Annotated in this window: 11 protein-coding genes; 3 read left to right on the top strand and 8 right to left on the bottom strand. The window is 44.0% G+C overall.

The window, feature by feature from the left end:
* Positions 1 to 96: 96 nt before the first annotated feature.
* On the top strand, positions 97 to 555 hold the full coding sequence (locus tag ACZ45G_RS04495) for a group II intron maturase-specific domain-containing protein (RefSeq protein WP_464175481.1): 459 nt from the start codon (positions 97 to 99) through the stop codon (positions 553 to 555).
* Between the two features lie 174 nt (positions 556 to 729).
* Here the strand turns inward: ACZ45G_RS04495 and ACZ45G_RS04490 are convergent, their stop codons facing one another.
* From ACZ45G_RS04490 to ACZ45G_RS04480, 3 genes are all read right to left on the bottom strand, one after another.
* Complete coding sequence (locus tag ACZ45G_RS04490; protein ID WP_464175480.1) at positions 730 to 1,539, bottom strand: hypothetical protein; 810 nt, start codon at positions 1,537 to 1,539, stop codon at positions 730 to 732.
* 281 nt (positions 1,540 to 1,820) lie between these two features.
* Positions 1,821 to 1,949, bottom strand: a complete 129-nt coding sequence (locus ACZ45G_RS04485) for a hypothetical protein (RefSeq protein ID WP_464175479.1) — start codon at positions 1,947 to 1,949, stop codon at positions 1,821 to 1,823.
* Positions 1,950 to 2,169: 220 nt separating this feature from the next.
* On the bottom strand, positions 2,170 to 2,943 hold the full coding sequence (locus ACZ45G_RS04480) for a reverse transcriptase domain-containing protein (RefSeq protein WP_464175478.1): 774 nt from the start codon (positions 2,941 to 2,943) through the stop codon (positions 2,170 to 2,172).
* 791 nt (positions 2,944 to 3,734) lie between these two features.
* Here ACZ45G_RS04480 and yjjJ point away from each other — a divergent pair.
* A complete protein-coding gene (gene yjjJ / locus ACZ45G_RS04475; protein WP_464175477.1) occupies positions 3,735 to 5,060 on the top strand; it encodes a type II toxin-antitoxin system HipA family toxin YjjJ in 1,326 nt (441 codons plus the stop codon).
* 222 nt (positions 5,061 to 5,282) lie between these two features.
* Here the strand turns inward: yjjJ and tig are convergent, their stop codons facing one another.
* The 4 genes from tig to dpaL form a co-directional block, all read right to left on the bottom strand.
* Positions 5,283 to 6,563, bottom strand: coding sequence for a trigger factor (gene tig, locus ACZ45G_RS04470; protein WP_464175475.1), 1,281 nt, complete (start codon positions 6,561 to 6,563; stop codon positions 5,283 to 5,285).
* A 441-nt stretch (positions 6,564 to 7,004) separates the two neighbouring features.
* Positions 7,005 to 7,625 (bottom strand): hypothetical protein, encoded by a 621-nt coding sequence (locus ACZ45G_RS04465; RefSeq protein ID WP_464175474.1) that lies wholly within the window; start codon positions 7,623 to 7,625, stop codon positions 7,005 to 7,007.
* Positions 7,626 to 7,748: 123 nt separating this feature from the next.
* Positions 7,749 to 8,807: an integrase core domain-containing protein gene (locus tag ACZ45G_RS04460; RefSeq protein WP_464175473.1), complete on the bottom strand. Its 1,059-nt coding sequence runs from the start codon at positions 8,805 to 8,807 to the stop codon at positions 7,749 to 7,751.
* An 83-nt stretch (positions 8,808 to 8,890) separates the two neighbouring features.
* Positions 8,891 to 10,096 (bottom strand): diaminopropionate ammonia-lyase, encoded by a 1,206-nt coding sequence (gene dpaL, locus ACZ45G_RS04455; RefSeq protein ID WP_464175472.1) that lies wholly within the window; start codon positions 10,094 to 10,096, stop codon positions 8,891 to 8,893.
* Between the two features lie 199 nt (positions 10,097 to 10,295).
* Here dpaL and ACZ45G_RS04450 point away from each other — a divergent pair, with 199 nt between their 5' ends.
* A complete protein-coding gene (locus tag ACZ45G_RS04450; protein WP_464175471.1) occupies positions 10,296 to 12,026 on the top strand; it encodes a glutamine--tRNA ligase/YqeY domain fusion protein in 1,731 nt (576 codons plus the stop codon).
* Between the two features lie 170 nt (positions 12,027 to 12,196).
* Here the strand turns inward: ACZ45G_RS04450 and cysS are convergent, their stop codons facing one another.
* Positions 12,197 to 13,630 carry a cysteine--tRNA ligase gene (gene cysS / locus ACZ45G_RS04445; RefSeq protein WP_464175470.1) on the bottom strand — a complete coding sequence of 478 codons (1,434 nt, stop codon included), beginning with the start codon at positions 13,628 to 13,630 and terminating at the stop codon, positions 12,197 to 12,199.
* Between the last annotated feature and the right edge of the window lie 19 nt (positions 13,631 to 13,649).

Raw genomic sequence — 13,649 nt, 5'->3', positions numbered from 1 at the left:
GAGATCTTCCGTGCCCGGATAGTCTCCTATGCCGATGATTTTGTTATTTTAACCAGGGGTAAAGCAAATGAAGCTTTGCAGCTGACCGGCGCAGTCATGGAACAACTTGAACTGAAGCTGAATCAGGATAAAACTATCGTCATGGATGCCCGCAACGGCAACTTTGACTTTCTTGGTTATACCTTTGGTCGTATATGGTTTCGGAAAACAGGAAAATGTTACATGGGAGCCAGTCCATCGAAGAAGAGCGTAAAACGGTTGAAGCAAAAGGTAAAAACAATACTAAGACCCGGTGAAAAAGGAGCATGGCCAGATGTTCGAGATCGGCTGAATGCCTTATTGCAGGGATGGAGTACTTACTTTTGCTATGGCACGACTCAGATAGCCTATCGTGCTGCTGAGCGTAATGTATATGACCAAGTGAGACGCTTTCTGGTTAGTCGGCATAAGGTGCGTTCGCGAGGCATACATCGGTTTCCATCGGAAAGAGTATTCGGAGAGCTTGGGGTACTGTTGCCGAGACCGAGGAAAAGAGCTGTACGGCTTGTGCCTTAAGGTGAAGTCAGTCGGTAAGCCGGATGCGGTAGCTCCGCAAGTCCGGTTTGATGAGCAGGGACAGGAAACGGAGCAATTTTGCCACCGCGCCTGTCCTTGACTCTACTGCCCGTTCTGGGCTGGGTCAAAAGATTCTTGGGAATAAAATGTAGGTTTTAAAGTGTCCCCCTTTATTTATTGAGGTGGATATATCTCACTCATTTTGATCCACTTTTCAATAGGTGCTGTTACCCAGTTTTTACAATTACCATCGTAGTCACGTTGTGTACATTGAGATTTTTCCTCTTGTATTTTAACGAGTTTTCCTTTGATCTCAATAACCATTCCATTGCTTGCTATACTTCCTGCTTCTAAATTTTTCCGAAATGTTTTTGTTTTTCTTTCATAAGCAAGCCTTTTGTTTCTTTCTTCTTGTCTTTTTTGCTCTTTTACCTTGTCACTTTCTCTCATTATTTGAAATTTATTTTTTCCACCCCAAATAGTAGGCTTTTGCCATATTTCACCATTAGCTTTCCACCAAGAATTAATACAGTCCTTCCGCGTCATGTGTTTACTTACTAATTCAGCTTTGTCTAAATACTTCCAATTTTTTAAAGACTCATTTCTTTTAGCTTTGACCGTAGAAACCAGAGTATTGACGTCTGGCCAATAAATTGCGTGCAGTTTGCCAGATTTTGTATAAAACTCAACTTGTGGATAGCCACCTAACTTACCTTTTTCATTACAATAAGACATTTGCTTCCATCCGGATTTACATCCAGCTAAACACTGATTCCATCTTTTTCCATTACGCAACACTGCATTATCTATTAGGCTATAATCTGCAAAAGGATAATTAGCTTTACAAGTTTTACCTTCTTCATCAGTTACTGTAAACGAGTGCTTTTCATATTTTGCTTCAGCGTAAGACATCTGTAAATTAAGACAGAGTAACGTCATTAAATTAAAACAAAGTAACGTCATTAAAAAAATAAATTTTTTCATTTTTCTCCTATTAACATGTGCGGTAGTTGGTAAACTTCAGCAAGACCGTATTGACCCGCTTGTTCAAGTAAGCCGCTACGCGGCAGTAATTCCAATTCAATCGACACTATTTTAATTCGATGAAAAAATTAAAATTTTATATATTTTTATACTCCAAGATCCCAATAATTCAAGATCTGGATTTATTCCACATATTTTCCACACATTTTTCACAGAAAGTTTGGTTCTATACCGGGTTGCCCTGGCTGAAAACCCCGCCATTTATCTTAAAAAGCATCTTCCTATCTGTCATCTGCCCCCATCTCCTTTGCCTTTACTGCGGCAAAAAACCCGGTGAAACCGCCGCCAATTACCAGGACATCTGTTTCAACAACATCCTGGTCCGTATTGGTCATGGATGTACCAGCCATTCAGGACTTTGACCTCATCGATATTGATTTCTCCATCCATCGCAATTCCTTTGAGCAGCCCCTCCAGACTGTGCATTGCCTTGGTGACTCGTAGCGGTTTAGTCAACATAAAATTGCCCTTCAAATCCTGATTGATAATTTGTTCTTTTACCATTATTGTTCTCTGTTCTCTAAAATCTATCGGAAGAAGGTCATACTTTTCTTGACTAAAAGCATCTTCCTATCTGTGTTCAACCCTTCCAGCACAGTGCCATTTCACGGTCATCATAAACCATTCATCAATCACGTAGTGGGCAAAAATATTTGCCAAAACAGGGCTGCAAGGGCTTCCCTGAGGAACCCCATCCTCGCTGACAGTCAGTTCGCCTTCCGCCAGTACCCCGGCTTTGAACATCCTGATGAGATATCGGATAAACTTCTCATCTTCAATCTTCTCCCTCAAAACGTTTTCTAAAATTTTATGATTGATCGTTCCAAAGTAGTTGGCAAGATCCACATCAATAATCGTTTGAATTTCATATTTGTAAAGTTGTTGATGCAGGGCTCTGATGGCATCGTGGCACCCCATGCCTGGCCTAAATCCGTATGAGCATTCGTAAAACAGGGGCTCATAAATGCTTTCCAAAACCTTTTGCATCATTTTCTGTACAATTTTATCCTCAAAATTACCGATTCCTAACGGCCGTGTCGCTCCCGGTTTTCCCTCTTTCGGGATAAGTGTTTGTCGCACCGGTCCAGGCCGGTATCCCATCCGCTTCATCCTTTCGACCAGGTTATACAGGTTTGCGTCCAATTCGGCCTCGTAGTGGGCCTTATTCACTCCATCTATTCCAACGGCTTTTCCTCCGTCCAGCTCGTTGAAACAGCTTCTGAGAGATTCTTTGTTAAACAGGTGCATCAAATTGTTGAACACCTTCTTCTTATCTCTCGATGATAACCAGGCTATTCTATTCAATTTCGTTTCCGTCGAAACTTGAAACTCGGTTGGTTCCATGACGTTTCCTCTTATAGATCGATTTCACCCAGGGTCCTTCCCTCCACAGGCATTACCCCGCTTCATCGGTACTATGACCCATCTGACTTCCTGACTGCCTTCTCAGCATCCTCGCTTTTACACTTGTCTGCTGATACTTTCCTCCTTGAAAGAGCGGTCAGGATCTCCCACGTTCACCTATCTACTTTTGTTACATGCCATGCTCTCAGACCCCGGGAATGCCACATATATCTGCCCATTATCGACATATGCGGTATTGCTTTCTGATAAATCGACATCATCAGCCATTCCAACAATTAACTTTACGGGGCTCAATCACTTCAGCCCTTGGCTTACGGCCTGCAACCTCCCTGTCTACGCTTAACCCATGCCGTTACCGACATGTGCTCAAGACTCGGTACGGAATGCGTTGAGTCAACACTTTTCCGATGGAACTTTCATCCACGAGTAGTATAGGCGCCTCGTGGCGCACCGATCTTTTTCAATAAAATCCAGACTATTTCCATCCCCCCACTTAATGCCTATGTTTTATTTCAGGAATGTTAAGACTCAACCAGGTACTGGCACAACATGTTGTGCTAGTACCTGGTTGAGTGCATATTTCAACTCTTAAATAATTTTTCATACTTTTCTTGACTAAAAGCATCTTCCTATCTGTTATAAGTCATGTTCTAAGCCAAATCAATTTAAGCATATAAAATAATATATTGATTTTACAACTTATATGCCATAGTATAGCGTAACTATTTGTTAGTCACTATACAAACCAAAATACAAGTATGAGTTAGCCTATGCCGCTGTCAATCAAAGAGTATCTGAAACGAGGCCCTTCAACATCCAAAGAAATCCAGGCTGCAACCGGCCTGAGTCAGAGTTCTGTTGCACGCAGACTCAGGGAGCTGGGCGACAATATTGCACAGATTCAGGATGGAAGATCAATCAGGTATGCAGCAACCTGCAATGCATTTGGTGTGAATGATAAAATACCATTAGGTCAGGTGGACCACCTCGGTAAAATCAGTGTGGTGGCATACCTTCGCCCGTTAAGCCACGGTGGTTATTTTCTGCAACCCGTAACAAATATTTCTCCTCTACTGCTGGGTGAGAGTGGAAACGGATTGTACGATGATTTGCCATATTTTCTTTACGAGTTAAGACCCCAGGGTTTTTTAGGTAGACAGATCTCACGTAAAATGGCAACACACCTCGAAGAGTTTCCCTCTGATCCAAGGCAATGGACAAATACCCATATCGGGAAATATTTGATATCCAACGGCAATGATCTGCCCGGAAATTTTATCCTTGGAGAACAGTCCATCTTGCGTTTGGCCCGCCGGCCTTATGGGGTAACTCGGAAATTATATCCAAAGGTGGCAGAGGATGTCCTGAAAGGGGAAGTTCCGGGGTCCTCAGCTGGGGGAGAACAGCCGAAGTTTACCGCGTTCAGCAGCCTTTACGAGTCCCATGTTATTGTTAAATTTTCTCCCAAGGATGACACCGATATTGCAAAGAGATGGCGTGATATTTTGATAACCGAATATCATGCAGCGCAAATCATCAATGATAATATATGTCCTGCTGCCCAGACCAGATTCCTCGAAGCAGAAGGACGTCTGTTCCTCGAAACACAAAGATTTGACCGTTTGGGAGAATCCGGTAGATACTCAATGATTTCATTGCAGGCAATTGATAACGAATTTACTGGCCTCGGCCATAACTGGGTCCGCGTGATGGGTGCATTGAAAGAGCAGGGGATAGTACGTGATCAGGATGCGCATGTTGCCGGGCAACTATTGTATTTTGGGCAGCTAATTCACAATACGGACATGCATTTGGGTAACCTCAGCTTATTCATAGACGGGGAAATGTTTAAACTATTACCCTGTTATGATATGTGTTCCATGGGCTTTGCCCCAAAAAGTGTCGGCGAGGTCGGGCCATTCTTTTTTGATGCCTCGGAAATTTCTGATCCGGAGCTTAATAAAAGCGACATCACCCGCTTACAGCGATTGGCATATACCTTCTGGGAAAACGTCTTAGGAGATGAACACATCTCTAGTGAGTTCAGGGCCTTTTTGAGCAGAGGTAATCCAGTGGCTTCCCTTCTGGTAGATTAAGAATAAAAACTGCCATTGAGTGAACTTTGACCCCGTTCAGCGTGGTATCGCCTCACTTTACAAATTAAATAATTAGAAATTATTTTGAATCAAGTGGGGTCAATTTTCGACGCTGTTTTTTCTAAAAAAAGGGGTCATTATTGCATGCTGTTTAAGACCCGGGATTCAAGCCCTCCCTGATTGATCTGCTGGAGCTGGGAGGGGGGCCGTTACTGAGCCGAATTAAGCGGCAGGGGTAATACAGGCATGATTGTAGAGAAAGTCGATAACCAGCTCTACCATCAGATCTTTTTTGATCTGTGAGAACCGTCCTGATTTTTGTGCCTGAATAATAAAGTCTTTTATATCTTTTTTGTCCCGGGCAGCCAGCTCGTAGATCTTTTTCCCAACCATCTCTTCAGAGAGGGTTATTTTTTCCTTCATTGCAATGCACATCATCAGCAGCTGGACTTTAGCGGCTTTTTCAGCAAAAGGCTTTTGTCTTTTCTCCAGGGCCGGTAATTGTTTTTTGGCCTCCTCCCAGGGGACACCAGCGGCTTTCAATGGTTTAAAATGAGATGCCACGGCCTTATCCATATGGTGGCGCACAAGACTTAGGGCCAAGGGCACATCTATTTTTTCAAGAAGGTGTTTCACCAGTCTCTGTTTGGCCTCCTGGGTATACTCCCGATCCAGCCTGGCCAGCTGTCTCTGCTTAAAGTTTTCGCGCATTTGCTCAACAGAAGAGACATTGGCCACTTTCATGGCAAAGGCTTCATCCACCTGGGGCAGCGTTTTCTGATAAATCACTTTAAGGGTGACCTGCACAGCAGCGCTTTGCTCTGCCATCTCAGGGATATGGAAATCTTCCGGGAAATCCAGTCTTTCTGTACGGGTTTCACCAGGTTTCAGGGTATAAATCAGGGCGTCAAAGGAATCAAAAAAGCCTCTTCCCACGGTCATCTGAAAAGGGGTATCTCCGGAGTTGAACAGGGACGCAAAATCCCCATCTGCCATGAAGACGATTTCAGCGACGTCATCTTTTTCAGGTCCACGCGGCTCTGTTATTGGTTCCAGAGTTGAAAAGTCTTCCTGGGATGCCGCCACAAGTTCATCCACCTCTGCGTCAGTGATTGTTGGTGTTTTCTGGCTAATCTTTATGCCTTTGTACTCGGGCAGATCTAATTCAGGCAGAACTTCCACCACAAAGGAGAAGGTAAGGTCCTTCCCACGCTCAATCGGTCCGGCTGCAGAAACCTGAAAGCGGTTAAGTGGTGAGAGTTTCGCCTTTTTCAGGACCGCTCCGGCGTGCTGGTTGTAAAGCAGCTCCCCAGCCTGGGCCATGATCTCATCCCGGAATCTGGATTCAATGCTCTTTAAAAGAACCTTGCCTTTGCGAAATCCTTTTCGGCTGGTTTGGCTCTGATACCGCGCTACCACTTTATCAATGACAGCATCCACCTCCCGGGCCGGGATGGTGAGTTCTATTTTTCTTCTAACCTGGTTTAAGGTCTCTATTTTCATTTGGGCCTAGCCTTTCATCTGATATTAATCCCAGCATCTGTCCTATGCCGAGGCCTGGGCAAAATAAACTAACCAGGCGGTTTTGGCAACGGTTTTGTGGAAGAGAAGAAACAGGCATTGAGTTCGAAATTCTGGAAAAGAGTCAATTTTGCATGCTGTTTAACCATGAACATCTGCGACTTGCCCGTCAGCATGTTTCTTGTTTAGTTTGCATGTTTTATCCAACAAGAGTTATCTGAAGATTTGACCCTCAGCCTTTTAATCGGCGCTTTCGGGCCGACCCCATTTCTCCGACCGCCCGGTTGATTTGATTTGTTTTAAAGTTATTGTTTGTTTTGAGAGAATCATAATCAACCACTAATAAAATTGTCTATAATTTCAGTCAATTCGAATTAATGCGAGGGACACCCTCTTAAGCGATGGGTTATATTTTTGGGCATGTTATTCATTTGCTTTTCTAAAAGTCATGATATTTGAAAAAAGCTTTTCTAAATCTTTTGATTTTATAAAGTTGATTATATTTTTAGATGAATCAGAAATTTTAGTTATAGTACTAACCAATTTAGTTTTAGTATCTGGGCTTTCTGAGATCACTTCACCTGGAACAACACCAACTAGTTCACCATCCGCAACTGATTTGTCGACCAAATCTGCATTCATAAAGGCAACAGATAACTTGTTATTTTCTTTATTTAACGAATACTTGAAAAACATATACCCATCATTTTCTTTTGATATATTTCCAGTTTCATCTAAAAACTGAAAGTTACCAAAACTAACTTTGTCTATGACTGTAGGATACATAGTGAAAAGACCAAAGTCTAAAGAAAGATCATCTTTATGCTCAACATATATTATTTGAGTCCTATTATCTTTAGATTTCCCGAAGTGAAGATACACTTTATCGGAGTCATCTGAAAACATCCATAAACCATTTATTCGTTCATCAAATTGTTTTTGAGACGGGTCAGAAAGTGGGTGTTTAGAAAAGGGGCCACATGATACAACTAAAACTATTAGTAAAAAAGCTAAACTGACCTGAACTATGAACCGTTTTTTCATATATAAAAACCTCATGATATTTGTAAAATATAATGCCGAGTTGAGCTTGTCCCTCGCATTAATCTGTACTGTTTGAAATTATTGATAATTTAGGCCTATTTGTGAAAAAGTTATTTAACGGAATTAAGCAGCCTTTTTCCAGACATAACGATGGTGAAGCCCTCCAACTCTGGGAAGAGCTATCAGTTTTCCATTTTCCGGTTCAGTCTGTATTTTGCGCTTATAAAGGGTATCTTTTGAAAGGCCAAGGTGAGTCCTGTCATGGAGGTAATACTCGAAATAATCTGACAAAATGCCTTTCAAATGTTCCTCGTTAAGCACAATTATATGGTTTAGACAATCACGGCGGATGCTACCGATAACTCTTTCACAATATGGATTTTGCCAGGGGCTGTGGGGCGCTGTCTTAACTTGTTCTATTCCCATATTTTTTATGCAGCCCTGGAACACTTTCCCATAAATTCCATCACGATCTCGTAATAAATATTTCGGTACTTTATTCCAGGGACAGGCTTCTATTATTTGCTGGGCAGTCCATTGGGCTGTGGGATTCATGGTAACATTGAAGTGAATAATTTTTCGCCGTTCATGCCATAGCACTATAAATACATATAGAATTTTAAAATCAACTGTTGGTACAGTGAAAAAATCTACAACATAGGTATTATGCATGTGATTTTTCAGAAAGGTTCGCCAAGTCTGGGATGGGGGCTTTTTAATTTTATATCTCTTAATCATATTTGATACCGTTCGTTCAGAAATTTTAATGCCCAGCTTAATGAGTTCATCATGCAATATCGGTGCTCCCCAAAATGGATTCTCCTTTATCATTTTTTTGATTAGTTTATGAACTCTTTTATCAACAGAAGGTCTTCCTGATCTTCTTTTTTTTGATTTGAACGTCCAATACAACTTAAAACCCTTTCTATGCCATTGAATAACGGTTTCAGGCTGCACTACAATTAATACATTTTTCCAATCTCGCCACAATCGGGAAAGTATAACCCAGAACAGGCGATCTCTTTTTCGAATTTTAGAACGATGAATAGATTGCTTCATGATTGCCAACTGCTGTCGAAGGGCAAGATTCTCAATTGTAAGTCTATAATTCACTTTGAATATCAAAAATAGGATAAAAAATGTGCAAATAATTGTTTCCATAATGCTTGACGGAACTATCATTCACCACCAGAATTGTCAATCATTTCAGATAAATCGAATTAATGCGAGGGACAGGTAGATGATACCATTCCCAAGACAAATCCTTAATAGGCCTTTGGTCCATGGATAATTTTTTGGTAATTTTCCGGGTCTGTATCCCCTTCGGTACTGAAACAAAGGACGGAAGAGGTCTGGTTTAACTTCATTTTTTCTTTTAAATCTGAAAATTTCGGATCTGTCATCAGGCAATGGACAAGGCCCGGCCCCAGGGCACCGGACTCTCCGGAAACGATGGGCTCGTCTCCAAGTCCGGGTTTGGCGAGTAGCTGCATTCCCTGGACCGCCACGCCATCGGAGCAGGAAATGAATCCGGTTGAGAAATCCCTCAGGATCTCCCAGGCAAAGGGATTGGCTTCACCACAGGCAAGTCCGGCCATGATGGTATTGAGCTGCCCCCCCACGACCCTTGGCCTGCCGTCATCGGCCAGAGCAGATTTGTACATGCAGTCGGCCTGGTCCGACTCCATGATAAAAAACAAAGGACAGTCCTGGTTCAGCTGGTTGGCATAATACCCTACCACAGCCGCCGCCATGGATCCCACCCCTGCCTGGATAAACACATGGGTGGGGAGATCAAATCCAGCGTCCTGGATCTGTTCCAAACTTTCCCCTGCCATGGTGGCATATCCCTGGACAATCCAGGCCGGTATCTGTTCATACCCTTCCCAGGCCGTATCCTGGACGATTATCCAGCCATTGTCCCTGGCAGCATCGGCCGCCAGGCGGACGGTATCATCGTAATTCATATCGGTCACACACACCCGGGCGCCCTCTTTTTCTATATTTTTCACCCGGCTCTTAACGGTGCCGGCCGGCATATAAATAACCGCCCGGCAGCCCAATTGCCCGGCTGCCCAGGCAAGCCCCCTGCCATGGTTGCCGTCCGTGGCCGTCACAAAAACCAAATCCCGTATCTTTTCTCTGATAACAGGCTGTTTAAAGTAAGAAAAATCAAGAAGGAAAACCGGCTGTTCCAATCGTTCACCCAGAATCCGTGTCAGGGCCCAGGTCGCCCCAAGGGATTTAAATGCATTCAGTCCAAACCGGAAAGATTCATCCTTTACATAAAGATTTTTAAGGCCCAGGCGGCCGGCAAGTTCTGGCAGATGGAACAGAGGGGTAACAGCATAGCCATCCACGGATTCATGAAGGGTCCGGACCTGTTTTACCCGGTCCGGCGTGAGATCCTCTGGATAGTGTGGAAGCCTTTTTTCCGGAAAGACTGCTTTGATGGAAGTCTCTCTTATCATTCCTCTTTTTTCCCTCTCTTTTTTTCTTGTATGGAGGCAGAATAACATGATTCTTTGCCAGAGGCCAAAACAAAAATGGTTACATTCTACTCCAATACCAGGCGTCAAAATAACCCTGCTGCACTTTCCCTCTTTTCTCCCGGCGTTGAATATGATAATTATTTAGGGTTATATTCACATCCAACTACAAGAGGGACAAATGGAAGAAGAGAATAAAAAAGGGCATTTCATAGAATCCATCATCAAGCAGGACCTTGAAAACAATAAAAATAAGGGCCGGGTTACCACCCGGTTTCCACCGGAACCCAACGGGTATCTCCACCTCGGACATGCAAAATCCATTTGCCTTAATTTTAACATGGCCAAACAATTCAACGGCACCTGCAATTTAAGGTTTGATGATTCCAATCCAGCCAAGGAAAAACAAATCTACATAGACTCCATAAAAGACACGGTCAATTGGCTGGGCTTTGAGTTTAACACCCCATTTTTTGCCTCGGACTATTTTGATGACCTCTATGGATTTGCAGTGGAATTGATCCGCAGGGGAAAGGCCTATGTCTGCAGCCTGTCTCCGGAAGAGATGAGGGAATACCGGGGAACCCTGACGGAAAAAGGGAGAAACAGCCCCTTTCGGTCAAGGTCAATTGAAGAAAACCTGACCCTGTTCGAACAAATGAAAAATGGTGAGTTCAAAGAAGGAGAGGTAACCCTCAGGGCCAAGATTGATATGGAGTCCCCCAATATCAACCTTCGGGATCCCATCATCTACCGGGTCAAAAAAGCCAGTCACCCCAGAACAGGCGACCGATGGTGCATCTACCCCATGTACGATTTTACCCATTCTTTGTCTGATTCCCTGGAAGGCATTACCCATAGCCTGTGCACTCTTGAATTTGAGGATCACCGTCCCTTGTACGACTGGGTTCTGGACACCTTGGAAACCCCCTGTCATCCCCAGCAGATTGAATTTGCCCGGATGAATATCAATTATACCGTTCTGAGCAAACGAAAGCTTCAGCTTCTGGTGGATCAAAATAAGGTCGCAGGATGGGATGATCCCAGACTCCCCACCCTGGAAGGGATGCGAAGAAGGGGCTATACCCCCGAGGCCATTCGCAATTTTTGCAATATCATCGGGGTCTCAAAAAAAGACAGCCGCATTGACATGGGGTTGCTCGAATCCTGCCTCAGGGATGACCTCAATGAACGATCCCCCCGGGTAATGGGTGTTCTAAAGCCGCTGAAAGTAACCATTGAAAACTATCCCGAGGACCAGACAGAAGATCTGACGGCCATGAACCACCCCCAGCAAGAAAAAATGGGCAAGCGGTCCATCACCTTTTCCCGAGAGATCTATGTGGAACAGGATGATTTCATGGAAGATCCGCCCAAAAAATTCTTCCGCCTGGGACCGGGAAGGGAAGTCCGCCTCAGGTATGCCTATTTTGTAACCTGCAAAGAGGTGATCAAAAATGATCAAGGAGAGGTGATTGAGCTGATCTGCACCTATGATCCCCAGACAAAGGGAGGCAACGCCCCGGACGGCAGAAAGGTCAAGGGCACCATCCACTGGGTCAATGCCAATGACTGCCTGGATGCCAAGGTCCGTCTCTATGACAGATTGTTCAAGGATGAGAACCCGGAACAGGGAGACCAGGATTTCATGGAGAATATAAACCCGGACTCCCTTAAGGTTCTCACAGGCTGCAAGCTTGAACGAAGCCTTGAAACCGATATCGGGGAAACCACCTACCAGTTTGAACGTCTGGGTTATTTCTGCCGGGATTCAAAAGACAGCCAGAAAAATGCCCCGGTATTCAACCGGACCGTCACCCTGCGGGATGCCTGGGCAAAGATGGCCAAAAAGCAGCCCCCGAGAAAACCGGTCAACCCCAATAAAAAGCAAAAAATTAAACCGAAAAATTAAACCGAAAAAAATAAAAAGGACAGCTGGCATCATTTGCCAGCTGTCCTTTTTTTAGTAGCACTATTTTTTTTTTACCGGCTTTATATGAAACTTTGGCCAAGGCATTGCAATCATAAAAATTTCATTTTCCATTGTGGCCAGGAGCAAATACCATGCTCCAGTGACGCCGGTTATTCAACGGTCCAGGTGGTTCCCTGGGGTCCGTCCTCCAAAATAATATTCATCTCTTGAAGTTGATCCCTGATCTCATCGGCTCTGGCAAAATTTTTGTCCTTCCTTGCTGTCATCCGCTGTTCAATCAAGTCATCCACCATGGCCGGATCAATGGCCATATCCGCCACGCCCTTGTCTTTCTTGGTTTTAAAATAATCCGTGGGGTTCACAAGGAAAATACCCAGAATTTCGGAGATGGACTGGATATCGGTATAAACCTGGGCCAGGGTTTCACACCCATCCGGTTCTGGATTGTTATGGGTGCGATCCAGTAGTTTGTTCCCTTTTTTCACGGCCTCAAACACCAGTCCCAGGGCCTTTGCCGAATTAAAATCATCGTTCATGGCATGGGCAAATCCCGCCCACAATTCACCGGATTTTTTAGTTTTCAAAACCATGTTGGTCTCTTCAAGTCTTTCCAGAAAGGCATAGATCCGATCCAGTCCCAGGGAAATTTCGTGCATTGAATCCTCATTATAATCAATGGGGCTTCGATAATGTTTGGACAATAAAAACAACCGGATCACTTCAGGGGAATAATTGGCCAACACTTCTTTGATCATGGTAAAATTGCCAAGGGACTTTGACATTTTTTCGTTGTTAATATCCACAAACCCGTTGTGGATCCAGTATTTTACAAACTGGCATCCAAAGACAGCCTCGCTCTGGGCAATCTCGTTTTCATGGTGGGGAAATATCAGATCCTTGCCCCCGCCGTGGATGTCAAAACTTTCCCCCAGATATTCATAGCTCATGGCCGAACATTCAATATGCCAACCGGGGCGGCCACGGCCCCAGGGGCTTTCCCAGAATGGCTCTCCGGGTTTTGCCGGTTTCCACAGGGTAAAATCCAATGGGCTTTGTTTTTTCTCATCCACGGCAATTCTAGCACCGGCTCGCATATCATCAGGATTCCGGCCGGACAATTTGCCATATTCCTTAAAGGAATCAATGGAGAAATAAACATCCCCGCCTTCCACATGGTAGGCCTTGCCCTTGTCAATGAGCATCTGGATAAAATCGATGATGTGCCGGATATGTTTTGTGGCCTTGGGTTCCATGGTGGGCCGAAGCACATTCAGGGTATCCATTTCATTGTGGAACTCATCAATATATTTTTCCGTTATCTCAGTGCACGAGACCCCGGTCTCATTGGATTTTTTAATGATCTTGTCATCCACGTCCGTAAAATTTCTCACATAGGTGACCTCATAATTAAGCCGGGTCAGCCACCGGTAAACCATATCAAAGACCACCACAGAACGGGCATGACCGATATGACTTGTGTCATAAACCGTGGGGCCGCATACATACATACCGACCTTGCCTTCATGGATGGGAATAAATTCTTCTTTTTTGCCCTTCAAGGTATTATAAACTTTTAAACTCATTTTTCTTTCCCTATGGGAT

The organism is Desulfoconvexum algidum (assembly GCF_055382125.1).
Note: the sequence above shows the minus strand (reverse complement) of the source record. Positions and strands in the feature narration are given on the sequence as shown.